Annotated in this window: 21 protein-coding genes, 1 tRNA gene and 1 pseudogene; 19 read left to right on the top strand and 4 right to left on the bottom strand. The window is 45.0% G+C overall.

Annotation, left to right across the window (positions count from 1 at the left end):
• Positions 1 to 203 precede the first annotated feature (203 nt).
• From KGF70_RS12445 to KGF70_RS12410, 8 genes and pseudogenes are all read left to right on the top strand, one after another.
• Positions 204 to 1,370 (top strand): GH25 family lysozyme, encoded by a 1,167-nt coding sequence (locus KGF70_RS12445; RefSeq protein WP_253954910.1) that lies wholly within the window; start codon positions 204 to 206, stop codon positions 1,368 to 1,370.
• Positions 1,371 to 1,667, top strand: coding sequence for a hypothetical protein (locus KGF70_RS12440; protein ID WP_211759332.1), 297 nt, complete (start codon positions 1,371 to 1,373; stop codon positions 1,665 to 1,667).
• Positions 1,654 to 2,028, top strand: a complete 375-nt coding sequence (locus KGF70_RS12435; RefSeq protein WP_216769588.1) for a phage holin — start codon at positions 1,654 to 1,656, stop codon at positions 2,026 to 2,028. The genes KGF70_RS12440 and KGF70_RS12435 overlap by 14 nt, the downstream gene beginning before the upstream one ends.
• A 111-nt stretch (positions 2,029 to 2,139) precedes the next feature.
• Positions 2,140 to 3,114 carry an acyltransferase family protein gene (locus KGF70_RS17810; RefSeq protein ID WP_216786451.1) on the top strand — a complete coding sequence of 325 codons (975 nt, stop codon included), beginning with the start codon at positions 2,140 to 2,142 and terminating at the stop codon, positions 3,112 to 3,114.
• 345 nt (positions 3,115 to 3,459) lie between these two features.
• A pseudogene (locus tag KGF70_RS17335) lies at positions 3,460 to 3,606 on the top strand (LysM domain-containing protein); the annotation flags it as partial.
• 144 nt (positions 3,607 to 3,750) lie between these two features.
• Positions 3,751 to 4,431, top strand: coding sequence for a hypothetical protein (locus KGF70_RS12420; protein ID WP_216769584.1), 681 nt, complete (start codon positions 3,751 to 3,753; stop codon positions 4,429 to 4,431).
• A gap of 2 nt (positions 4,432 to 4,433) precedes the next feature.
• Positions 4,434 to 5,588 carry an ImmA/IrrE family metallo-endopeptidase gene (locus tag KGF70_RS12415; protein WP_216769583.1) on the top strand — a complete coding sequence of 385 codons (1,155 nt, stop codon included), beginning with the start codon at positions 4,434 to 4,436 and terminating at the stop codon, positions 5,586 to 5,588.
• Between the two features lie 792 nt (positions 5,589 to 6,380).
• Positions 6,381 to 6,453, top strand: a tRNA-Gln gene (locus KGF70_RS12410).
• 189 nt (positions 6,454 to 6,642) lie between these two features.
• On the opposite strand, the gene KGF70_RS12405 is transcribed toward KGF70_RS12410, so the two are convergent.
• Positions 6,643 to 7,503, bottom strand: a complete 861-nt coding sequence (locus tag KGF70_RS12405; RefSeq protein ID WP_216769669.1) for a polysaccharide deacetylase family protein — start codon at positions 7,501 to 7,503, stop codon at positions 6,643 to 6,645.
• A 236-nt stretch (positions 7,504 to 7,739) separates the two neighbouring features.
• Here KGF70_RS12405 and KGF70_RS12400 point away from each other — a divergent pair, with 236 nt between their 5' ends.
• The 4 genes from KGF70_RS12400 (at position 7,740) to KGF70_RS12385 (ending at position 12,959) form a co-directional block, all read left to right on the top strand.
• Positions 7,740 to 8,135, top strand: coding sequence for a YxeA family protein (locus tag KGF70_RS12400; RefSeq protein ID WP_216769250.1), 396 nt, complete (start codon positions 7,740 to 7,742; stop codon positions 8,133 to 8,135).
• A gap of 221 nt (positions 8,136 to 8,356) precedes the next feature.
• Positions 8,357 to 10,087, top strand: a complete 1,731-nt coding sequence (locus KGF70_RS12395) for an ABC transporter ATP-binding protein (RefSeq protein WP_050339410.1) — start codon at positions 8,357 to 8,359, stop codon at positions 10,085 to 10,087.
• On the top strand, positions 10,087 to 11,973 hold the full coding sequence (locus tag KGF70_RS12390) for an ABC transporter ATP-binding protein (protein WP_216769251.1): 1,887 nt from the start codon (positions 10,087 to 10,089) through the stop codon (positions 11,971 to 11,973). Before KGF70_RS12395 ends, KGF70_RS12390 begins: the two co-directional genes overlap by 1 nt.
• A gap of 14 nt (positions 11,974 to 11,987) precedes the next feature.
• Positions 11,988 to 12,959, top strand: coding sequence for a hypothetical protein (locus KGF70_RS12385; RefSeq protein WP_105922375.1), 972 nt, complete (start codon positions 11,988 to 11,990; stop codon positions 12,957 to 12,959).
• Positions 12,960 to 13,073: 114 nt separating this feature from the next.
• Here the strand turns inward: KGF70_RS12385 and KGF70_RS12380 are convergent, their stop codons facing one another.
• On the bottom strand, positions 13,074 to 13,436 hold the full coding sequence (locus KGF70_RS12380; protein ID WP_152706087.1) for a hypothetical protein: 363 nt from the start codon (positions 13,434 to 13,436) through the stop codon (positions 13,074 to 13,076).
• 130 nt (positions 13,437 to 13,566) lie between these two features.
• Between KGF70_RS12380 and KGF70_RS12375 the strand changes: the two genes are divergently transcribed.
• The 4 genes from KGF70_RS12375 to manA all read left to right on the top strand — a co-directional run bounded on the left by KGF70_RS12375 (position 13,567) and on the right by manA (position 18,252).
• Positions 13,567 to 14,595: a branched-chain amino acid aminotransferase gene (locus KGF70_RS12375; RefSeq protein WP_216769252.1), complete on the top strand. Its 1,029-nt coding sequence runs from the start codon at positions 13,567 to 13,569 to the stop codon at positions 14,593 to 14,595.
• 290 nt (positions 14,596 to 14,885) lie between these two features.
• Positions 14,886 to 15,065 carry a hypothetical protein gene (locus KGF70_RS12370; RefSeq protein ID WP_216769253.1) on the top strand — a complete coding sequence of 60 codons (180 nt, stop codon included), beginning with the start codon at positions 14,886 to 14,888 and terminating at the stop codon, positions 15,063 to 15,065.
• 1,125 nt (positions 15,066 to 16,190) lie between these two features.
• Positions 16,191 to 17,219 carry a serine hydrolase gene (locus KGF70_RS12365; RefSeq protein WP_216769254.1) on the top strand — a complete coding sequence of 343 codons (1,029 nt, stop codon included), beginning with the start codon at positions 16,191 to 16,193 and terminating at the stop codon, positions 17,217 to 17,219.
• Between the two features lie 67 nt (positions 17,220 to 17,286).
• On the top strand, positions 17,287 to 18,252 hold the full coding sequence (gene manA / locus KGF70_RS12360; protein WP_065674774.1) for a mannose-6-phosphate isomerase, class I: 966 nt from the start codon (positions 17,287 to 17,289) through the stop codon (positions 18,250 to 18,252).
• A 542-nt stretch (positions 18,253 to 18,794) separates the two neighbouring features.
• Here the strand turns inward: manA and KGF70_RS12355 are convergent.
• Together KGF70_RS12355 and KGF70_RS12350 are read right to left on the bottom strand one after the other, a co-directional pair.
• Positions 18,795 to 19,517, bottom strand: coding sequence for a type 1 glutamine amidotransferase (locus KGF70_RS12355; RefSeq protein WP_216769255.1), 723 nt, complete (start codon positions 19,515 to 19,517; stop codon positions 18,795 to 18,797).
• Entirely contained in the window at positions 19,517 to 20,863 is a 1,347-nt protein-coding gene (locus tag KGF70_RS12350) for a Mur ligase family protein (protein WP_216769256.1), read from the bottom strand. Before KGF70_RS12350 ends, KGF70_RS12355 begins: the two co-directional genes overlap by 1 nt.
• Positions 20,864 to 21,120: 257 nt before the next feature.
• On the opposite strand from KGF70_RS12350, the gene KGF70_RS12345 reads away from it, so the two are divergent.
• From KGF70_RS12345 to prmC, 3 genes are read left to right on the top strand one after another with little or no spacing between them, the layout of a single operon-like run.
• Positions 21,121 to 21,699, top strand: a complete 579-nt coding sequence (locus KGF70_RS12345; protein WP_050339403.1) for a thymidine kinase — start codon at positions 21,121 to 21,123, stop codon at positions 21,697 to 21,699.
• A 13-nt stretch (positions 21,700 to 21,712) separates the two neighbouring features.
• The gene (gene prfA / locus KGF70_RS12340; protein ID WP_216769257.1) at positions 21,713 to 22,795 is read left to right on the top strand and encodes a peptide chain release factor 1; all 1,083 of its coding nucleotides are present in this window, start codon (positions 21,713 to 21,715) and stop codon (positions 22,793 to 22,795) included.
• Positions 22,788 to 23,648 carry a peptide chain release factor N(5)-glutamine methyltransferase gene (gene prmC, locus KGF70_RS12335; protein ID WP_216769259.1) on the top strand — a complete coding sequence of 287 codons (861 nt, stop codon included), beginning with the start codon at positions 22,788 to 22,790 and terminating at the stop codon, positions 23,646 to 23,648. The genes prfA and prmC overlap by 8 nt, the downstream gene beginning before the upstream one ends.
• The last annotated feature ends 35 nt before the right edge of the window (positions 23,649 to 23,683 follow it).

Genomic DNA, 23,683 nt, shown 5'->3' with positions numbered 1-23,683 from the left:
GTTAGACGATGTTACGATGTCGGAGGCGCAGAGTGTGCTGCAATCCATTCTTAAGAATGAATTGCCAACATCATAAGTATTAAGTGAAAGATGAACTTTGAAGAGATGGTGAATTGAAAATTAATAAGTTAAAACGACTAGGCCAGTGTATTTTAGGACGCTTTTGACCGTTCAATCAGGAATGACAAATAGGAGGTAGACAATTGAATAAGCACAAGTTAAAGGCACTCATCTTAACGGTGGGCGCCATTTTTATGGCCTTTTTAATGGTCAATGTTACCAGTCAGGCTGCTCGCATGGACATGGTCGATGTGTCGAATAACAACGGCTACATGAGCACCGCTGAGTACACATCCATGCGTAACGAGTTCGGTGTTAAGGCCCTCACCGTTAAGATTAGTGAAGGCACAACCTTCAAAGATGGCTATGCTGCTAGCAATATCGCTAATGGTCAAGCGGCTGGCTTATACGTCAACGGCTATCATTTTGCCCATTATAAGACTAGGGCTCAAGCGATTGCCGAAGCAGACTTTGCTGGTCAGGCAGCCAAAGCAGCAGGGCTACCAGTGGGTGCAGTACTGGCAACGGGCGTAGAATCGGCTGAAGAACAAGGAATCTTATCCCAAGCGACCAATGACCGCAACAATGCCGCCTTCATGCGAGAGATTCAGAAGTTTGGTTATCGGGCCGACATTTATACGTCTGGATCATGGGCTAACAACAAGATGACCATCAAGGGCAAAACAGGTTGGGTTGCTGGTTACCCCTATGTCATGTCTGGTCAGAAATGGTATACGAATAATAATGCCTGGCAATGGTCCGGGTCAGCTCGTTTTCGGATTAGTTACGGTGGCTTTGACGTCAGTCAGCTTTATACTGATTACTACACAGCTGGTCAAAAATCAACGGTCAAACCGACCGATAAGGATGCGGTTAAGGCCAACAACCAGGAAGCCAACAAAAACACTTCTAAGCCGTCTACGTCAGCCAAGTGGGTCAAGGAGTCAAAAATCTACACGCTCAAGACTGCGGTTAAGCTACGCATTGGCGCCTCGACTTCATCAAGTGTTATCACTACCTTACCAGCAGGCACTACGGTAAAAACTGATCAAGCTATTATTCAAGGTGGTTATCGTTGGGCTCGTCAGCCACGATTTAATGGTTATGGTTATCTAGCAACAGGCCCAGCAAGCAATACGCTGGAATACGTAAATAGTGGTGCCACTCACATGTACTACACAGTCAAGTTTGGCGACAGCTGGTGGTCAATCGCTCAGCGAAACGGCCTAAGTATGACTACATTAGCTAGTCAGAACGGCAAGACGATTTACACCACTATCTATCCTGGCCAGCGATTGGTGGTGCGGTAATTGCATACACTATTAGGATTAGGCTGGGATGAATGGGGATCGATTGCTGCCATTGTCACTAGTATTTGTGTATTAGCTAATTGGATTCTCAATAAGACGGTCCGTATCCCGCTTAACGATTTAGGCAAGCGGCTTAGCCGTTTTACTGATGAAAGTTTAAAAGTACGACAGCAAAACGCCGACACAATGAACGCGATTGAAAATCGGGTTATTAAGGTAGAAGGCCGGTTAGATGGTCATGATATTGAATTTAAACATCTATATGAAAAGGAAGCCAGAGTAAATGAAAAAAATTAGTTTTAAGAATGCCGATGGAAGCTTAAATGGTAAGTTGATTGCTGGGATTATTTCGTTACTGATCGTTTTGATTCAACAAATCTTTGCCATGTTTGGCATTAAGTTTACTGGTGACTGGTCAGCCATTGTCGCTGTTATCAACACCGTATTAACGATCCTTGGTATGCTGGGCGTTATTACTGACGTTCAAACAGTGACGGCACCAACGACTGATAACGATGAGGAAAGTCAGATTGAAGCGACCGCTAATCAGGCCGCTGACGAATTACAGGCACCCACGTCTACAGTCGCTGTAGTGAATAGTTCTGCATCATCTGACACTGAAACGGCGTCAGAATCCGCCTCACAAGCGGCAAAATAGTGCTATAATATAATTATTTCACAAGCAAAAAATCACCCACGCTTTGGCGTGGGAAATTTTTTGTTTATTGTGGATTCAATCTTGATAATTTTTGAGAGGGGATAACGGCTATTGACTGTCAAACGGGATATTGTAGCAGACAACTTAAAAGCAATATTAATAATACTGGTCGTCTTAGGTCATGTTATGGGCTTTATGCGAGTAAGTAAATTAACGTATTTGATTAACTGTATTTATTCATTCCACATGCCAGCATTTGTTTTTATAAACGGATACTTATTGAGTAGTTTAAAGTTTAAAAAAATGAAAACTATAATTTTTCAATTTGCTATTCTACAAATAATATATATAGTCTTCTTCTATGAAATTGGGTATTATCATTCTATAAATATGGTAAGCTTATTAACTCCGGCATTTCATCTTTGGTATTTATTTGCTTATGTTGCGTGGGAACTAATCATTGGGTTATTAAACCAGCTTCGACGACGAAATGGTTTTGCGTTTATAATAGGTATATTTTTGTTTATGTTCCTAGCTTTTTACATTAGGTATATTAGCACTACAGTTAACAGTCAATTTTTAACGTATACTAGAATTTTTGTGTTTTTACCATTTTTCTTGTTAGGGTACTATTGTAAAGATTTTTTTAAAAAACAGTTTATTAATAAATATATTGCATCAATTGTTATGGTTGCACTTATGTGCAGTGTTATCGTGTTAACTTATGCAATGAGAATTAAGATGACAGAAATATTCTGGGGGTTTCCGCACATGCATGACCTGAATATGAATTTTCCGACTTTTACCTTCTTGCAAATTTATCAATATTTTGTTGCACTTATGATGGTTTTCTTATTAATGCAGGTTATTTCTAAGAAAACACATAAGTATACACAACTTACTAATGAGGTAACTTTTATATATTTATTTCATCCATTTTTTGCGGCATTATTGATCCAATTTAATTTCAATCAATACGCCTTAAAAATTAACCTTCTATTATCGGTGCTTTTCACAGCTCTAATTGTTGCAATTTTATTGTTTGGAAAAAAATCTTGTATCAAGATAATCAGTTCGCTAAGCTGATAGTGAAATCTTGACAGCTACTTATAGTCAGGTATAGCAATACACAAGCGGGTACCGAAGCGATGTTAGAATCCGCTTCACAAGCAAACAAAAAGTAGTATAATAAATTATTTAATTTGCTAATTTCCTGCGTTTAGACGTAGGAAATTTTTTACATAAAAACCGCCTGCTGTAAGGGCAGACGGCTAATACATAAGAAAAAGCATCTTAGCAAAAGAGGAAACCAGATTATTACTAGATTCCATTATTATCATGGGAATATATGAGAAATCGTGCAACTTTAATACTCACTACTGTGAAACTACATTACCGGCAATTAGCAAGTGGTATTCTAAAGCTGGCTATTCTCACACGTATTATACAGTCAAGTACGGTGATTCATGGTGGGTGATCGCTCAACGCAACGGTTTAAGCGTCTACACGTTGGCAGCGCAAAACGGTAAGAGTATCTATTCAACGATTTATCCGGGCACAAAATTGATTATCAAATAGATGAAATTCCTACAAAATAATAATTCTTAAGAAATAATGAACGAAGACGCTCACTCCTAACCGAGTGGGCGTTTTTTGAGGTGTTTACGTTTTTAAGCAAAAGGTGTATTATTGAATACATAACCTAGAAAGCTTGTGATATAAATGATTGAAAAAAATTTAGTTATACCAGAACAAAGCGCCCAGCAAAAATTGGTACAGTTAGTTAATCCTAAGTGGCAGGCCCTGTTATCTATGGCGGTTGAAAGAGGATATGATATGGCTTATACAACCCTGCATGGTGCTGACAGTGTAGCTACATGGATGCTGGAAGGTAGAGGGCCCGTTGCGGTTGAATCGCGAATTAAGCAAATTGCGGTTGAAATCTGTATATGTCGACTAATTGAAAGTGGAACACTTCCTTTTGACTATCACTACACATATAATGATGCGGGTAATCATAAATATCTTCTAGTGAGCAATGATTCTTTTCATCTTACGGTTAATCAATGCCATAATGGTAATAAACCAGCAAAAAAGGTGCAGTATCGTGCTAAGGAGAACACTAACTTTCAGACACGATTGGTGTTTGACAAGGATGATATGATTGAAGATGACCCAGTTAGTGAATATCTGGAATTGGATCATGGTTACAAATCAATTACGCCAAAGTTTGTCTGTTTAGGAATTCCCGATGTGGAAACAGATGGATGGCAAGCAAGAATTGATTTATCGCGAGGGCTGTCCGTTCTTTCAAATGATTCGTTTAATACGAAAGCTTCTGGTCCAGCTACAATTACTCCTGATGAATTTGCTAGCTATTTAAAAAGAGAAAGTAATGATTAGATATGGAACGATTAACGCAGTTGGTTCCGGCAAACTTGAAGTTTGCACGTGAGCTAAATGGAATGACCATAACTGAGTTGTCTGAAAAAACGGGTGTTAGCAAGCAGTCAATTAGTAATTGGGAGAACGGTAATCGATCTCCAGATTTCGGAACCATAAAAAGGTTAGCCAATATTTTGAATGTACCATATATTCTTTTGGTGTCAGCTGCTAGAGAAGGTGCATCTACTGAAAATCTTGCACTATTTAGAAGTCGGGTGGCAGTCCCTAAACGTTCTAAGATTGCTTTTGAACATGTTTTGGAAATTTATGGAGACTTAGTTACTAGACTGTCGAGTATAGTAAATTTACCTGAATTTCGTTTGAACAAGTTGTTGACTGATTATAAAAGTTTTAGAGTGATTGAAAACCATGAAATTGAAAAAAAGGCTTCAGAGATGAGAGACTTTTTTAATTTAAGCAATGGTCCTATACTAAATATGACAACTATTTTGGAACGTTCAGGAATTAATGTGATTTTTATTAATAGGCCAGGTCTGGGCATAAATGCGTTAACTAAACAGTATAAAGGGAAGTTTCTCGTTTTACTGAATATTGCGGATCAATCAGCTGTAAAAATACGATTTAGTTTAGCACATGAGCTTGGTCATATACTTTTACACAGTGAATATGATAGAAAACTGTATGCAAAAAAGGAGATTGGAAAACGGCTTGAAGTAGAAGCAAACATATTTGCCAGCTGTTTTTTAATGCCTGCTAGTGGTTTTTTGTTGGATGTAACAAGGGCTACTCTTGGAGAACTGGTCAGATTAAAGAAGCATTGGAAAGTTTCAGTGCAGTCAATGGCAGTCAGATTAACTCAATTAGGGATTATTGATTCAGGACATGAAGTACAGATATTTAAGGAAATTAGTAGAAAATATTCGCGAAAAGATGAGCCTTTTGATCGAGGTATAGGGAAGATTGAAATTGAGTATCCTAGTATGCTGAATGCGGCGATTAGATTCCTCAATGATGAACACAGAAGTAATGAAGTTTTATTCGAATTACGAAAAGATGGTCTTGAGTCTAAATTTCTACATGGCTTGTTTCCATATATAAGTTTTCCAGAACAAAATGTGGAACCACATATGCCAAAATTACGATTATTGAAGTAACTGTTTGGTGATACCTAGTATCAAATTGATTTTTAACTACAAAAGTTGTAATTTTAGATAAAACAAGAAAAATCCCGCACTAGCCTTAATTGGCTGGTGTGGGACTTTTTTTGTGTGTTTAAGATAATAAGTTGGTATATAATAGTGGAGAAAGCAAAACATCAAAAAAAAGGACCAATATTAAATTAATTTGTGCTCTTCCACGATTTGTAAATTAAAAATCTCTCTTTTTCAGAAATGGCTTATAAATGGCATTTATAGCGTGCTACCCTTGATGGTATAACTACCGTGCGGGTGATAAGTCGACGTCGGATAAATAAATAAAAGCAGGATAAATGTTGTGATATCAGCGTTTATCCTGCTTTTGCTTTACACTTGATTAGCAAAATTGGTTCATCTGAATGAAACCTACTCAAATCAGCATCCTTGACCAACAAAGATAACAGTTCCAATCGTATTACGACGAACACCGAACCATTTTGTGTTGTGCTATTTGTTATTCAATATTCATTTGGTTAAAACGTACCAGTTAAGCGGCCTACAGTTCGTCCGCACATGTTCGACTTGTTCCGTCAGCCCCTTCAGTCAAGAAGCCGTTCGAACGTCAGATGAACGCCTACCAACCTGGTACAATTGTTCATCGAATGTTTAGCAACTGGTACTTCAGGCAAACTTTAAATTAGTATTAGCGTCGGATTTAAATTCTCAAGAAAAAATCCAAAAAAGCTGCATAAAATTTCAGCAAAGTCTTGACAGTATTTGATGGAAAAGTTACTATTAAATAGTTGTTATTGGGTATTCGCCAAATTGGTAAGGCAGCGGACTCTGAATCCGTAATTTACTGGTTCGAGCCCAGTATACCCAATCGAATCAAACGGATAATCCCAGCTAGCGCCTTGCTTAGCTGGGATTTTTTTGCACCTATTTTCTGGTTCTCCGTCAAGTGAACGGTTAGTGTGACGAGTGAACATGGACTGCAGCAGTCCAACGATCACGCAAATCGGATTCGATTCCAAATTAGCCCAATAATCTATCTAATGAATAAGGAGTGGTTTCACTTCGCCCCCGTTAGCAGGCTCTCAAAGGCCGTTAGCGACATTCCAGGTGTGACCCGTTGACGAGCTAAGTTGTAGGGTGATTGCGTGCTAGTGGCGATTCCTGGCGCGGTTGAGAGGGCGTACTGGTAGCCGGCCTGCTTATCCGCTCTGATCGTCTGCTGGTTCGCCCGACCAGCTGGGTAACAAATGACCGCGGTCTTTTGATGCAGATGTTGGTCGAGCCACTTTTTGGAGCTAGTGAGCTCGCTCAGTTGGACTTGATAGGTGAGGTTATTGAGATCCAAATGGCGAACAGTGTGGCTTTGAAAATCAACGACGCCCGAAGCTTTCATGCGTTGGGCGTCCGCAAGCGTCAGGTGATTCTTCTTATTCGTGAAGCCGGTAATGAAGTTGATGGTCGCGTGTTGGTGCGTCTGCTTCAAAATCGGCCAAGCTGCCGTTAGATTGTCCTTATAACTATCATCGAGCGTGACCCACACGATTTTTTGTTGCGGGACCCGATGAGTTTTGAGTGCGTAAACGGCTTCGTCGGCGGTCAGCGTGCGGTACCCGTGACGCTTCAGATAAGTCATCTGGGTGCGAAATTCGCTTGCTGGGACGCGTAACTGGTTGCCGCTAGAAATGCTGTGATACATTAAAATCGGTAAGTGGACGACTTTGACAGAATGCCAATGCCGATACGGCTGGCTTGTAGAATGGCGCTGAGTGGCCTTCTGCGTGCGTTTAGTGGTGACTCTGGATGTCTGCCTGGATTGGCTGCTAGTGGTCTTGGTCGCGGTCGTAGCGGCTTGGCAGCCTGATAAAAGACCCAGCCCGAGTGCCAGACTGAGTAAAGCTTTGATTCCCCGAATAGTCATGTTGTTCCCCCCATAATGTAATGACCAGTTATCTTACTTCTCATTCTAATCGATATCCGACCGTCGCGCGATAATAATTGTACTATTGTTAAAATAACTTCCTTAATAATTAAGAAAGTGTTAGTCACATTAGTAATTTGTTAAGGCAATTAAGAAAGCTTAATTACCATGGCTTTCGTGCCAGACTTTCGTTAAGCTTAGAACTTAACTTAATTAATACGAGGGGGAGTCGCATAATGAAGAAAAAGGGGTTACTGGGTTTAATTGCACTGGTGGGGTTATTGGGCGTTGGACTAGGTGTTTTGAGTCCAGCCTTGACGAAGAATCGGGGCGATGAGTTCGCGATGGCGTTGGATAATGTCAATCCACTGGTCGCTGAAACGACCGTTTACGGGCTGACGAATCAGCCGATCGACCATCACTTGGGTCAGATGGGGGAGGATGTCTACACCTATCGTCTGCGGACTAGTGACGGTCAGGGCAAGCATCGTTGGTTAACGTATACCGCGGATCACCGCCTGAAACAACGCCACTATTTAAAAATCGACACCAAGGGCCAAAATGTGAATTCATGGGAAGCGGTCACGGTGAGTGCAGTCCCACAACGCGCACGACAAGCCTTAAAATTATGATTAGACCAGCGTCTGACTAGCATGTTGCTAGCGGGCGCTTTTTTTGAGGGACATCACAACCGGCCTTAAAGAATTCTTAATACCTTTTAAGTGCCAATTAGTGGTCAGTGCGTTACAATAGTTTGCGTGAGACTTGTAAAGATGGTTGACAAGATGACCGTTTTTCGTTAGATTAATATACTGCATTATTAATTTAATAATGAATGAAGGGGAGCGTGTAAATGCTTAAAATAGCAAAGGGTCGGATTTCTTATCCCGCGGTGATTGGCGCGATTTTATTTATGATCGTGCAAGTCATTGCGACCTTAAATCTACCTAGTTTGACATCTAATATTGTGAACAACGGGGTTGCCACTGGTGACATTGATTATATTTGGAAAATCGGATTTGAAATGATTGGATTTTCGTTATTGTCTGTCGTGGCGGCCTTTGGAAACGTCTTCTTGGCGGCGCGGTCTTCCCAACAGTTAGGGAAGAACTTGCGGTCAGATATATATAAGAAGGTCATCAACTTTTCTAATGATGAATTTGATAAAGTTGAGACGTCTTCGCTGATTACGCGGACGACCAATGACGTGGTTCAAATTCAAAACGTTGCCATGATGGCGTTGCGAATGATGATCATGGCGCCAATCATGCTGGTCGGGGCGAGCTTTTTGGCCTACACCAAGAGTCATGAATTGACTTGGATCTTCGTCGTGTCGATTCCAGTCCTGTTGATCTTTATTGGTTTAATCATGGCCTTTGCCATTCCGCTCTTCCGGGCGATGCAAACCAAGACCGACCGTATCAACTTGGTCTTTCGTGAAGGCTTGACCGGGGTTCGGGTTATTCGGGCTTTTCGTCAAGATAAATTCGAACAGAATCGCTTCGAAGATGCCAACCAAGATTACACGCAGAATGCCATTAAAGTTAATACGATCGTTGCCTTGGCTTATCCCGTCATGACTTTGATCATGAGTGGAACCAACGTCGCAATCGTCTGGTTTGGTGGTCAATTGATCAGCAGCCAAACCATGCAAGTCGGGAACATGATTGCCTTCATGACTTACGCGATGCAAGTACTGATGAGCTTCATGATGCTGGCGATGGTGTTCGCCTTCATTCCACGGGCGGCCGCCTCAGCTTCCCGGATTCAAGAAGTCTTAAATATTGAACCGAAAATTACTGATCCTGACAAGGCGACGACCTTGCCTGCAACGACGGAACATACGCTGGAATTCGACCATGTCGACTACCGGTATCAAAGTGCAGAACAGTTGGCACTAGCTGATATCGACTTCAAGGCCCATTCTGGTCAAACTGTGGCGATTATTGGGGGAACTGGGTCTGGGAAAACGACCTTAGTCAACCTGATTCCACGGTTCTATGATATCGAAAGTGGATCGATCAAGCTGGATGGGACGGATGTCCGTCAATTGAAACTAGCTGATTTACACCAAGCGGTCTCATTCGTGCCACAAACGGCGACATTGTTCACTGGGACGATTCGAGAAAACATGCAGTTTGGGAACGAACATGCCACTGATGATGAAATCTGGCATGCACTTGAAATTGCCCGTTCGACCGATTTCGTCAAAGAAGAAGGCGGCTTAGATGCCCACGTTGAACAGGGCGGGGGTAACTTCTCCGGTGGACAACGGCAACGGTTAGCGATTGCCCGTGCGCTTGTCAAACAAGCCTCAGCTTACGTCTTTGATGATTCGTTTTCTGCCTTGGACTTCAAGACGGATGCCCAACTGCGGGCTGAATTACGGCAAGACAAGCAGATTCAACAGAGTGTCGTGGTCATTGTTGCGCAACGGATCGCAACGGTGGCGGATGCTGACTTGATTCTGGTTCTCGATAACGGCAAATTAGTCGGCAAGGGGACACATGCTGAATTGAAGGCCAATAATGAAGTTTATCAAGAAATTATGAAATCACAATTACGAGAGGAGGATCAGCTGTAATGAGTGAGAAGAATACCAGTACAAAACCGGCACGTCCAGCTGGCGGACATGGCCCTGGTGGTCACGCTGGCTTAGTTGAAAAGCCTAAGAGTTTTTGGAAAACGGCGATTCGGTTGATGCGCTACATGTCAGATCGTTGGGTCGGTTTGGCCGTCGTGATGATTTTTGCCATTGCATCTGTTATCTTCCAGATTCGGACGCCTAAGATTTTAGGGAAAGCAACCACCGAAATCTACAAAGGAATCATGAAGGGTGCTGCGCAACAGAAGGCCGGAATCAGTCAGTCAGGCTATCCAATCAACTTTGAAAAAATCGGTCAGATTATTCTAATCGTGATTATCATGTATTTGGCCTCAGCACTGTTCAACTTTATCCAACAATATATTATGACCCGGATCTCGCAACGGACCGTTTATAAATTACGGCGGTCGTTTAAGGGCAAGATGCAAAAAGTGCCGATCTCATACTACGATACCCATTCTAACGGGGATATCATGAGTCGGGCCGTCAACGATATGGATAACATCGCCAATACGCTACAACAAAACCTGACGCAGGCGGTAACTAGTACGGTGACCTTTATCGGGACGCTGTGGATGATGATTTCTATTAGTTGGAAGTTAACCTTGATCGCGCTCGTGACGATTCCACTGAGTGTCGTGGTCGTCGGTGTGATTGCACCGAAGTCACAAAAATTCTTCGGCACGCAACAAAAGAGCTTGGGGTTACTGAACAACCAAGTTGAAGAAAACTATGCGGGTCACGTGGTCATCAAGAGTTTCAACAAGGAACAAGATGCCATCGATGACTTCGAAGTCCAAAACGAAAATTACTATCAGTCTGCATGGAAAGCCCAATTTATCTCTGGGATCATCATGCCGTTGATGATGTTTTTGAACAACATCGGTTACGTGTTTGTCGCCATTATTGGTGGGATCGACGTTGCCAACGGGAAGGTCTCATTAGGGAACATCCAAGCCTTTCTTCAATACACGCAACAGTTCTCACAACCGATTTCACAAATGGCCAACTTATTGAACACGATTCAATCGACCGTCGCTTCTGCCGAACGGGTCTTCGAAGTCTTAGACGAAGAAGAAATGAAGCAGACCAAGTCGAACTTGCCTGCTGAAACGGATACGGATAACTTGATCAGTTTGCAACACGTCCAATTCGGCTACACGGACAACGACCTGTTAATGACCGATTACAATCTGGATGTGAAACGTGGTCAGCAAGTCGCCATTGTTGGGCCAACCGGGGCTGGTAAGACGACTATCATCAACTTATTGGAACGGTTCTACGATATTAAGGGCGGTTCGATCAAGTTGAATGGGACGGATACGCGTGACTTAGACCGTGAAGACTTGCGGTCACATCTCGCGATGGTGCTCCAGGATACTTGGCTGTTCACTGGAACGATTTTTGACAACTTGAAGTATGGGCGTGAAGACGCGACGGATAATGAAATCTACGCCGCTGCTAAAGCCGCTCACGTTGACAGTTTTGTCCGGAAATTACCGGATGGTTACCAGACTGTTCTGAACGAAGAAGCGTCAAATATTTCGCAAGGGCAACGGCAGTTATTAACGATTGCGCGCGCGTTCGTTGCGGATCCTGAAATTTTGATTTTGGATGAAGCCACGAGTTCAGTCGATACACGGACTGAAGTTCATATCCAGCATGCGATGGAACGGCTCTTAAAGAATCGGACAAGCTTCGTGGTCGCGCACCGTTTGTCAACGATTCAAGATGCCAACAACATCATCGTCATGAACCATGGTTCCGTAGTCGAAACTGGGAATCATGAACAGTTGATGGCGAAGAATGGCTTCTACGCCGATCTATATAATAGCCAATTTACCGGTAATATTAGTCTCAGCTAAAGGAGGGGTGTCAATTGTTCCGGAAAACAGCACTAGTTGCCGTGACTGCCGGTGTGCTAACGGTCTTGTTAGCAGGCTGTGGTAAAACGACGTTATCGACAACGAAAACCACTTACAAACAGAATGGGCTGGTTGCGGCCGTTAAGGGTAAAGCCAATACCAAGACGGTTCGTTATCAGCTCGACGGTGGCCAACAAAAGACGGCGAATGTGCATAATCATACGTTCGTTATTCAAGTTCCGACCAAGACGACCCGCCAAGCGGTCAAGATCAAAGCCGGTTCTGATTCAAAGACTGTCCACGTGGCTGGGGCTAAGAAGCTCGCCAGTTATCAAAAGATGGCGACGACTTATAATCAAGCACTGATTGCCTCGAAATTAAGCAAAGCGGACCAAAAGAAGGCCCAGAAATTGCAGGCAGAAGGTGCCGCACTCAAGAAGCAACAGGCCACGATTCAGGCGAAGGTCAAAAAAGCCGAAGCCCAACTCAAGGCTGGCGGGACTGGCGCAACCACGGCAGCTCAAACGCTACAAGCGCAACAAACTGCCGCGGCTAAGCTTAAGACGCAAGCGGCTAGTCTGCAGACGAGTCAACAGGCCGTTGCGGCGGCGATGAAGACTGCCAAACAAAAGGTCAAGTCGCAGTTGTTGCCGACTAAGACGCCTAGCGATGGGCTGAGCAACGTTTTGACGACCAAGGACTATAAGATTCGGATGAACGTTCAAAAGGGTGACGTGATGGGCGCAGCGATGATTGTGCCAACGAAGGCCTTTAAAAATAAGACCCGTCAAAAGAACTTCGGAACCGCGTTTGCATTAATGGCGACGACCACTGGTGCCAATGCCAAGACGGTGATGAAGCAGTTCCAAAAGGAAACTAAGGATAACAGTAGTACGACGACCACCATCGATCCAATCACTTCTAAGGGTGTGCGGTTCACGATTGGTGTCTCTGCTTCGGATTTATACATTTTTATGACGAAGTAGGTCAGACTTAAAAGCACCGTTTAGTCAGCCACCCAATATTGGGGCGACTGACTAAACGGTGCTTTTTGCGTGCATAGATACAGGGCTTTCGCGGATTAATGGCGCTGCCACAAACTATTCAAATGAAAGTTCCAAGAAATACATCTTCTTAGCCGGTAAGTGTGCGGATGAAACCCAGACTTCGTGGTAATTCGGCACCTTTTTCTCAGTATAATCGAAGAAGAAGTCTAGCAGGTTCCCATTTTTAGCAACGAAGTCATCTTGAAATCGGTTGACTAATAACTTGTTGTCAGGAAAATAAATTTCAGGGTTAGCGACCTTGACGCTGTCGGGGATACCCATCCGCACGACATTCGTGTATTCTGGCTGCGTAAAGGCGATTTCAGCCGGATGATGGGCGATATAGAACATGACGTTATAAATTGAATCTGAATTACTAGCCACGACGAACCAGTCCTTTGCGATATTTACCCCCATTATACCAAAAATTGAGTCAAACGTTGAAAATGTTTCATTGCCCCTTGACAAAGTTCTAATTAACCATTAATCTTTTAATTAAATTCAAATTAATCAATTTGGAAATTACATATGAAAGAAGTCGAAATATATGGCAGACGTACAATTGGACTGGAACAACTTAGGATTCGAATACCGTAACCTTCCGTACCGTTACCGCGCGTATTGGAAAGATGGTGACTGGTATAAGAAAGAATTAACCGGAGACGCAACCTTACATATCAGTGAAGGTTCAACCGCGTTACACTACGGCCAACAAGATTTCGAAGGCTTAAAAGCTTATCGGACTAAGGATGGCAGTGTCCAATTATTCCGGCCAGACCGTAATGCTGCTCGAATGCAAACGAGTTGTGAACGGTTATTAATGCCACAAGTGCCAACTGACATGTTTGTGGACGCCGTTAAGCAAGTCGTCAAGGCGAACCAAGACTACGTGCCACCATATGGTACTGGCGCAACGTTATACTTACGGCCACTCATGATTGGGGTCGGCGGTAACATCGGTGTGCACCCAGCTGACGAATATATCTTCACCGTCTTTGCGATGCCCGTTGGGAGCTACTTCAAAGGTGGCATGACGCCAACGAACTTCACTACTTCTGAATATGACCGTGCCGCCCACAAAGGGACCGGTGCTTATAAAGTCGGTGGGAACTACGCCGCTAGTTTATTCCCAGGTCAAAAGGCACATGCCGATGAGTTCTCAGACTGTGTCTACTTAGACCCCGTTGAACATCGTAAGATTGAAGAAGTTGGTTCAGCGAACTTCTTTGGAATCACCAAGGATGGCACCTTCGTAACACCAAAATCACCTTCGATTTTGCCTTCAGTGACGAAGTACTCATTACTTTACTTAGCTGAACACAAATTCGGCATGAAGACGGAACAAGGCGATGTTTACATCGATGACTTAGACCGCTTTGCTGAAGCCGGCGCTTGTGGGACTGCCGCCGTTATTTCACCAATTGGTGGCTTGGAACATCAAGGCAAGCTACACGTCTTCTACAGTGAGACGGAAGTTGGACCAGTTACAAAGAAGTTATACGATGAATTAACTGGAATCCAATTCGGTGACCGTGAAGCACCTGAAGGCTGGATTCAAAAAGTTGATTTAGACTAATTTTGAAGCATTAAATGACGACTTTGGTCGGTTCGTAATCCGAACGCGATTGAGGTCGTTTTTTGGCGCCATAAGATCTGTTGTTAGTAAGTAGGTGAAAAATTTGATACTGGCGGCAGATATTTTTGATGTCAATTAGTCGGCAAAAATCATTCGTAGCCGTAACAAAGACCAGGGGTTTCTAATTGGCCAAAAGAGGGTGGTCAAGCGATTATGGTTAGGTTAAGATTATTGAGGATCCTGCGAGCAGGACGGGGAACGCGTTACAATAAAAGGAGACGAATGGGCGGATGAAAGTATTGAATCGGCATTGGCAAGTTATTGAATGGGCAAGTACGGTGGTGCTAGTCGCGTGTACACTCGGCTATCAACATCAGCTGCTGTCCAAACCTTGGTCACTCGTGATTGGCAGCATCGCGCTTGGCTGTTATTGGTTAGTGGTTCTACCACGGCTGTTTCGGCGAGCATGAGGCTGATCGCGGAGGTCAAGTGCCACCAGCTGAGGACCACTGGAAACAGTGCAAGTTCGTGTAAACTTGCTGTTGTGGCGACGTCCTACGCCGGCTTCCAGGCATTCTGGGCAATGGCCGGAACGTGGTGGACACAGATTTAGGCTGACAAATCACGTCTTAAATACTGGTCTTTCACGCTGGCTGCGACATGGACGAAACGTGTTCGGGTCAGACAGGGACTTCCGGTTAGCTACGCCAGAACGCCAAGCGGAAGTTCGCCGCTTAACGCTCTAGCTAGGCTAATCCTCAGTCCCAACCCGTCTGAACCTCACACTCTGAAAATACTTGGCCTTGCCCAGAATACCTTCCAGCCGGGATGGTATTCGAAAGGCAGACGTGTGCGGACCCAACTTTTTGTTAGATTAGTTGTCGGTTCTTAGCATACGGTCATTTTGACATTCAACTGTAAGGCTGGTTTTAAACAATAGCTGAACCTTTTTACCCATGTTTTGAACTTCTAACCAGCAGTTTCACTGAAATTGTCAGAATTTTCTTTAGCCGTTTGAGATGGCAAAGCCAGAAACTACAAACGAAGGCAATTTTATCGACTAAATTCAGGACTATCGGCCGTGGATTTTGTAAATCATATTCGATAGTCTTCTCAGTATTAAAGTGCCATAAAGCATCATCGAATATCGATTAAAAGTTTGCTTGAAGGACCAGTCACTTAATATTCAGTGGTCAATTGTACCCAGATAGGTGGCCGTTCATCCGCCATTCGAGCGGGTTCCCGACTGTAGGGGCTGGCGGACAATGCTCAAGGGCGAAATTCTTCTTGTCCGGGTGGGGTCCCCGGGCTAGAAGAAGACTCGTATTTGAAATTGCGCAGCGGGGTTCTGCGTGAGTTCAAATCGATGTCCGCCCTGTTCCAGCGTTGTCAGCCAGCCCCGGAAGTCGGAATAAGGCGCGCATCGGCAGACGAACAGGACGCCAACTTGTCATGATTTAACCATGAATCATGACAAATTAACTAGCACAATGCGTATTAGTTGTATTTGTACAATAAGTAGTATGAAGTCGGCTGCGGCCTGCCATGTTAGGGCGTTAGCCAAGGGATAAATTTGAGAGAGAATGAGTGATTTAATGGTGAATTTTGAGAGAACTGAAGCCCAGATTGCGGCAATGGTGGCGAAGAAGGTGATTCCGGGTGCGAGCTATGCACTGATTGATGGTGAGCAGGTCATTGAACGCCGCGTGGGTGTCGCCCAGCTGCAACCAGCGACTAAGCCGATTTGGCCACACGCCGTTTATGATCTGGCATCGGTGACCAAGGTCGTGGGAACGACCACGGTGGCATTACAATTGTTGGCAGCTGGGAAGTTAGACCTGGACCGGCCAGTTCATGACTATTTACCAACGTTACCGTCCACGACCGTTACGATTCGCAACCTGATGACTCATACGAGTGGCTTGAGCGGGTATATTCCGAATCGTAATGCGTTGGGGGCCACAGCCTTATTAGCTGCGATTCAACAGTTACCGCTTAGTGAACGTAATCGGAATCATCGTGTCGTTTACACGGACTTAGGGTTGATTTTGATGGGTTTAGTCATTGAGCAAGTCTATCACCAGCCAGTTCAGCAAGTCATTACAGAACGTGTTATCAAGCCATTGAATTTGCCAGACGCGACGTTTGATCCAGACCCACAACAAGCCATTCCAACGACGTATACGGAAGCGACAGGGTTATTGCAAGGAATCGTACATGATCCGAAAGCACGGGTGTTAGGAGCACGTTGCGGCTCAGCTGGGTTATTTGCGAGTGTTGCTGACTTGGTCCGGTTTTCACGGTTGATGCTTGGTCAAATGACGATTCCAGAAGTCTTGGAACCGGAGACGATTGCAAGTCTGTATCAAGACTGGACGCCGAACCACCATTTACGGCGGAGTTTTGGCTGGAATCTCTGGCACCGTGCAGCGGGACAGCAACCGGTCATTTTTCACACCGGATACACCGGCACGTTGTTGATGCTCGACCGTCAACGGCAACAGGGGCTGGTCTTCTTATCAAACCGCGTCCATCCAGTTGCCAATAATCAGCAGTTTTTACCAGCGCGTCGTCGCTTGATTGCGGCTTGGTTGGCGGATACGGTTACAAAATTGCCGCTCTAGTTTCACAACCGCTTTCATATATGCTAAACTTTAAGTATCAAATTCAGCAATGGAGTGAGTAAATCTTATGAGTGAACCGTACTTTTTAAAGCCAGTGTTTCATGAAAAAATTTGGGGTGGCACGAAATTACATGATGATTTCGGCTATGATATTCCGAGCGACCATACCGGCGAATGTTGGGCAATTTCGGCACATCCGCATGGCCCTGCCACGGTTGAAAACGGCCCGTATGCTGGCATGACCCTAGATCAAGTCTGGGCACAGCATCGCGACGTCTTTGGTAACGCCAAAGGGGATGTGTTCCCACTGTTAACTAAGATTTTGGATGCAAGTGAAGATTTGTCGGTTCAAGTTCATCCAGATGACGCATACGCGGCCGAACATGAACATGAGCTCGGCAAGACTGAATGCTGGTACGTCATCGCTGCAGAACCAGGCGCAACGATGATTTACGGCCACCATGCTAAGACGCGCGAACAGCTCGCTGAATGGATTAACAATGGCGAATGGGACAAGCTATTACGGCGGGTTCCCGTTAAAGCCGGGGACTTTTTATACGTGCCATCGGGAACGATTCACGCGGTCGGCAAGGGCATCATGGTCTTAGAGACCCAACAGAGTTCTGATACGACTTACCGGCTCTATGACTGGGATCGGGTTGATAAGACGACGGGTAAGAAGCGCGAATTGCACTTACAACAGTCGATTGACACGACCAATGTGCCCCACCATGATCCGGACTTGAATATCACCACGACTCAGGTCGGCGATGCGACTGTCACGACCTACGTCCAATCACCATTCTTTAGCGTTTGGCAATGGCGGTTGACGAATGGCCAAGCGACTTTCAACCGCGGTAAAGCACCTTACACCTTGGTGTCCGTCTTAGATGGTGACGGAAAGATTACGGTCGACGGTCAGGATTATCCATTGCATAAAGGTGTCCACTTCATGTTGCCATACGATGTGAAACAGTGGACCTTGTCAGGTGACTTACAAATCATTGCCTCAGAACCTGGCGACAAAGCTTAATTAGTTAAACCCCTGATGGGATAAAAAAGATTGATATTGGCGTTTGCCACTATCAATCTTTTTTTACCAGTTAGACTGATACTGTCAGTTTGTTAGTTATTGCTATCAAAAAGTATATAAATATTTATTATAACTTTAAGGGGTTTACTAATGTTGACGCTTACATCAGTCATGCGCAATCAAAAGTTCTTGCCGGGATGATTTTAGTCGAAGTGTTGTCTGAATATCGTGCGGGTCGCTTGGTGCACTGCCAATTGGTCATGAGGGGCATCCGTCCAGTACCCCTTTGTCAACAGGAATTGTGACATGCTTGAAAGTGGAAAGTAGACAGGAAGGGTTTACATTGGATTCAGCACCAATTCCTAGGCGAGCGCCACTAATTAGCTCCAAACAAAAACTCGCTGTCAGCATGAGTCCTGGCTGCTGACAGCGAGTATAAAATAATTTGTAATGAGGTTAGTTCAGTTTGATGTGATGTCAGAGAAAATCTGGCGTCGTTTGAATGCCCTGAGACGTTTTGAATCGGTCAACGTCCAACCTAATTACGGCTTAACGACCACGTTTTTGGTTAAATCTTCGTTCAATTGATCCAAGGCGTCGAAGTTGGCATCCGGATATTTGCGTTGTAGCGACAACTTCAAGATTCGTTTGGCAAGGGCTTCATTGCGGGCTAAGATTGGGCCGTGGAAGTATGAGCCAAAGGTATTCTTGTAGATGACACCCTCAGACTGATCCTTGCCGTTGTTCCCGTTGCCTTGGAGCACCTTGCCGAGTGGCCGTTCGCCTTCGCCCAGGAAGGTCATGCCGTTGTGGTTTTCGAAACCATAGTAAGTCTGGTGAGTCTCGGCATTTTCAATCGTGATATTACCGATGAAACGGTTATTGTCCTGGCTCAGCGTGTAATGGTCGAGCGCGCCGATTCCGGCGATTTTCTCACCATGCGCGCCGATGTAGTAATGGCCGAGTATCTGGAAGCCACCACAAATAGCCAGTAGGGGGCCGCCAGCTTCAATGTAAGCCGTTAATGCGTCTTTTTTGGTCTGCAGGTCCTTCGAAACGATCGTCTGTTCGTAGTCCTGGCCACCACCGAAGAGGGCGAAATCATAAGCGGCCGGGTCGAATGGATCATCTAAGCTGACTAAATCAACGGTGATGTCCGCATCAACCGCCTTGGCGTAGTACCGCATGGCAAGAATATTGCCAATGTCGCCGTACGTGTTCATCAGGTCGCCGTAGAGGTGTGCGGCGTGTAAAGTATAAGTCATTATGCCATCCCTCCATCAATAATGCCTTGACTGGCAAGCTGTTTACGCAATTGCAGCATCGCCGTGTAAGTTGCCACGACGTAAACTTGCTTGGTTGGTAATTTTTGAATCGCTGCCGTCATTTCAGTTAAATCTGGAATGACAGTGAGTTGGTCCTCGGGGACACCAGCGACTTTAAGTCGGAACGTGATATCGCGGTAACGTTCGCCACCACTAATAAACGCCGGAATGTTTAACGATGGCAATTTTTCAAAGTCGCCATCCCAGATCCAACTCGTGTCGATTCCATCCGCGTAGTTGGCGTTGAGTAAGTCCGCAAATGAGAAGGGCCGGTCATCAGTACTGATCGTTTGCAAAACTTGGTTCAGGCCAACTGGATTTTTGACCAAAATCAGTGTGACGTCCTTGTCACCAACGTGGAACGTTTCTTGACGACCGAAGACTTGTTCATCGTTGTCGCTGAGTGCGTGGGCGATTTTAGCCGGGCTGACGTCCATGAAACGACCGACCGCATAGGCAGCGAGTGCGTTGTAGATGTTATATTGACCACCGATGTTCAGGTGCATCGCCTGACCGTTGATTTCAAAATCCGAACTGGTTGGTGTCATGGCAGTCAAGGCATTCAGTTTGTAAGTCAACTGAGGCCGTTCAAAGCCGCAGTTGGGACAGAAATACTTGCCCATATTGCTGTAAGTACGACTGTGATAACGCAAGATGTGCTGACAACGTGGACACAGCAGGCCGTCCGTATTGGCTGGGGCTTGTTGGTCATGGTCAGCTTGGTAATCGAAACCGTAGTACAGGATGGGGTTCGGCAGTGGTTTGGCGTTAAATAACGGTAAGTCACCATTGGCGATGATCGTCGCTTCGGGTGCCAGCGCGACGCCGTCCAGAATCTTTTGATAAGTCGTGTAGATTTCACCATAACGGTCCATTTGGTCACGGAAAATGTTGGTGAATACGAACGCTTTTGGCGTGATGTACTTGGTGACCATAATCACGTTGGCTTCGTCGACTTCGAGCACGGCGAGGGGCTTTTGGTGCGCTTTCGGGGCCGTTAAAAAGGTCGTGACGATGCCTTGCTTCATATTTGATCCGCTTGGGTTGGTTAAAATATCAGGGTACTGTTCACGTAAAACTTTGACCGTCAATGCAGTCGTTAACGTTTTACCATTGGTCCCAGTGATGACGATGACGTCGTAGTTTTTGGCGAGATGCTTCAAGATCGATGGATCAAGCTTCAACGCCAACTTGCCGGGAAGTGAACTCCCACCACCACGAAAGGTGTGTAAAAACCAGTAGGCTGATTTTCCCGTCCAAGTGGCTAATGTACTATTAATTGACATAAGTTATCGGTACCCCTAATTCTTGATTTACCCGTCAATGCGAACAAAGCACTGACTGGGTATGAAAATCATAATTACCGGACGAAATGTCCTACTCTCAAGTATTTTATACTGAACGCCCCTAAAAGAAAAGTGATACTCCTGCCATTTGTACGCATATTATCAATTCGTTAATTAGTTTTAATGACAGAATGCTGAAATTCATGCTCAAATCCGCTATAATTGACTAGAAATGTGTAAAAAAGGGGATTAGTCACTTGGCACAGTTATTTTTTCGATATGGCGCGATGAACAGTGGAAAAACCATTGAAATTCTGAAAGTTGCCCATAATTATGAGGAACAGGATAAGTCGGTCATTATTTTAACGAGTGGCTTAGATAATCGTGACGGCGTCGGCTACGTTGCTAGTCGCATCGGACTCAAACGGGAAGCCATTCCGGTCTTCGATGACACCGACGTTTTCGACGTGGTTGAGCGGACCAATCCGGATGCCGCCTGCGTCCTGATCGATGAAGCCCAATTTTTAAAGAAACATCACGTGCTGGAACTTGCCAACATCGTTGATAAGTTGAAAATCCCAGTCATGACGTTTGGTTTGAAGAACGATTTTCGTAATGAATTGTTCGAAGGCAGCAAGTACCTATTACTGTATGCCGATAAAATCGAAGAGATGAAGACGATCTGCTGGTTCTGCCGTAAGAAAGCCATCATGAATTTACGGTTCCACGACGGCCAGCCAGTCTATGAGGGCGAACAAGTTCAAATCGGGGGTAATGAGGCGTACTACCCAGTTTGTCGCCATCATTATTTTTACCCGCCGAAATTAACAAAGTGAGGAATAGCTGAGAATGGATAAGTTTTTTGATAAATTACAAGCCGTTGCTGATCGGTATGAAGAACTTGGCGAACTGCTGAGTGATCCCGATGTGATTGCGGATTCACAACGTTTTATGAAGTTATCTAAAGAAATGGGTAACCTGCGTGAGACGGTTGAAAAGTATAACCACTACAAAGAAGTTACGAGTCAGATTGAGGAAAACGATGAATTATTGCATGAAAAGCTCGATGACGAGATGAATGCGATGGTCAAAGACGACTTGAAGAACCTCAACGCTGAAAAAGACCAACTTGAACATGAAATTACCCTGTTGATGTTACCAAAGGACCCGAACGATGATAAGAACATCATCATGGAAATCCACGGTGCTGCCGGTGGTGATGAAGCCAGTCTGTTTGCTGCGGACCTCTTTAACATGTACTCCAAGTATGCTGAACGGCAGGGGTGGCAAGTGGAAGTCGCTGACCGTAACGAAACCGAAGTCGGTGGCTTTAAGGAAATCGTGCTGATTATTTTTGGTGACAAAGTTTACTCCAAACTGAAGTATGAGAGTGGCGCACACCGGGTTCAACGGGTACCAGTTACCGAATCTGCCGGGCGGGTGCACACGTCAACTGCCACGGTCGGAGTCATGCCAGAAGCCCAAGACGTGGATATTGATATTGATCCTAAAGATATTCGGACCGACGTCTTTCGTTCATCTGGTGCCGGTGGTCAGCATATTAACAAGACCTCTTCTGCGGTGCGGATGACCCACTTACCAACAGGGATCGTCGTTTCGATGCAAGACCAACGTTCACAACAACAAAACCGGGCCAAAGCCATGGAAATCTTGCGTGCGCGGGTCTACGATTACTATCAATCACGGGAACAAAATGAGTACGATGCTGAACGTAAATCAGCTGTCGGGACCGGGGACCGTTCTGAACGAATCCGGACTTATAATTTCCCACAAAATCGGGTGACGGATCACCGTATCGGTTTGACGTTGAACAAATTAGACCGGGTCATGAACGGTGAATTAGACGAAGTTATCGATGCATTAGTCTTAGCGGACCAGGCTGAAAAGATGGAGCGCTTAACCAATGAATAAGCCACAACAGCCGACCTATTTTGAAGCCCAGCAGTGGGCTTCTTTTTGTCTTAAAACGGCCAAATTGCCAACCGATAGTGCCCGTTTTTTGTTATTGGGGTTAAGCCATCTGGACCAGACGCAGCTCTTGATCCATTATCGTGACAGTTTGCCAACGTCAATTTGGCAAGCCTACCAGCAGGGCATTGCGCGGGTCGTGGCTGGAGAACCAGTCCAGTATCTCTTGGGCAAGGCACCTTTTTATGGCATAGACTTGCAAGTCGATCCAGCAGTTCTTATTCCTAGGGTTGAGACCGAAGAACTGGTAGACTGGATTTTGACCGATTATGCAGCCGCTGATACCTCGCTGCGAGTCTTGGATATTGGCACCGGTTCTGGGGCAATCGCTCTGGCACTCAAACACGAGCGTCCGAGCTGGCAGGTGACGGCGAGTGATGTCTCGTCAGCGGCGTTAGCGGTCGCCAAACGCAATGCTGAACAGCTCGCGCTTGACGTGAACTTTGTGCAAAGCGACTTATTGCAGTCGATTGCGGCCGAACCGTTTGACGTGATCGTCAGTAATCCGCCGTACATCGCGACGAATGAAAAAGATGTCATGGATGCCAGCGTCATAGACTATGAACCACAAACAGCCTTGTTTGCGGCCCACGACGGCCTAGCACTCTATGAGCAACTGGCCGCGACGGTTGCGCCACACTTGACGGCAGCTGGACGCTTATATTTGGAGTTCGGCTATCATCAAGGCCCGGCAGTCCAGCACTTATTTCAACAAGCGTTGCCAACCGCAACGGTGACCTTGCGTCAAGACATGGCCGGACACGACCGAATGCTACGGGTGGTCCAACCCGGGTAGGTCAGGTGACTTACAATTAGTTTTTTTGTTGCATT

This window comes from Lactiplantibacillus sp. 7.2.4 (assembly GCF_018991185.1).
Taxonomy (GTDB): Bacteria; Bacillota; Bacilli; order Lactobacillales; family Lactobacillaceae; genus Lactiplantibacillus; species Lactiplantibacillus pentosus.
The sequence above is the reverse complement of the archived record's forward strand: the minus strand, read 5'-3'. Positions and strand labels throughout refer to the sequence as shown.

Excerpts from the sequence above, each read along its gene's own strand:
- KGF70_RS12395 (WP_050339410.1), top strand. The coding sequence starts at position 8,357 with ATGCTTAAAATAGCAAAGGGTCGGATTTCTTATCCCGCGGTGATTGGC.
- prmC (WP_216769259.1), top strand. The coding sequence starts at position 22,788 with ATGAATAAGCCACAACAGCCGACCTATTTTGAAGCCCAGCAGTGGGCT.
- KGF70_RS12370 (WP_216769253.1), top strand. The coding sequence starts at position 14,886 with ATGAAAGTATTGAATCGGCATTGGCAAGTTATTGAATGGGCAAGTACG.
- KGF70_RS12350 (WP_216769256.1), bottom strand. The coding sequence starts at position 20,863 with ATGTCAATTAATAGTACATTAGCCACTTGGACGGGAAAATCAGCCTAC.
- manA (WP_065674774.1), top strand. The coding sequence starts at position 17,287 with ATGAGTGAACCGTACTTTTTAAAGCCAGTGTTTCATGAAAAAATTTGG.
- prfA (WP_216769257.1), top strand. The coding sequence starts at position 21,713 with ATGGATAAGTTTTTTGATAAATTACAAGCCGTTGCTGATCGGTATGAA.
- KGF70_RS12365 (WP_216769254.1), top strand. The coding sequence starts at position 16,191 with ATGGTGAATTTTGAGAGAACTGAAGCCCAGATTGCGGCAATGGTGGCG.
- KGF70_RS12375 (WP_216769252.1), top strand. The coding sequence starts at position 13,567 with ATGGCAGACGTACAATTGGACTGGAACAACTTAGGATTCGAATACCGT.
- KGF70_RS12380 (WP_152706087.1), bottom strand. The coding sequence starts at position 13,436 with ATGGGGGTAAATATCGCAAAGGACTGGTTCGTCGTGGCTAGTAATTCA.
- KGF70_RS12390 (WP_216769251.1), top strand. The coding sequence starts at position 10,087 with ATGAGTGAGAAGAATACCAGTACAAAACCGGCACGTCCAGCTGGCGGA.
- KGF70_RS12435 (WP_216769588.1), top strand. The coding sequence starts at position 1,654 with ATGAAAAAAATTAGTTTTAAGAATGCCGATGGAAGCTTAAATGGTAAG.
- KGF70_RS12355 (WP_216769255.1), bottom strand. The coding sequence starts at position 19,517 with ATGACTTATACTTTACACGCCGCACACCTCTACGGCGACCTGATGAAC.
- KGF70_RS12405 (WP_216769669.1), bottom strand. The coding sequence starts at position 7,503 with ATGACTATTCGGGGAATCAAAGCTTTACTCAGTCTGGCACTCGGGCTG.
- KGF70_RS12420 (WP_216769584.1), top strand. The coding sequence starts at position 3,751 with ATGATTGAAAAAAATTTAGTTATACCAGAACAAAGCGCCCAGCAAAAA.
- KGF70_RS12400 (WP_216769250.1), top strand. The coding sequence starts at position 7,740 with ATGAAGAAAAAGGGGTTACTGGGTTTAATTGCACTGGTGGGGTTATTG.
- KGF70_RS12415 (WP_216769583.1), top strand. The coding sequence starts at position 4,434 with ATGGAACGATTAACGCAGTTGGTTCCGGCAAACTTGAAGTTTGCACGT.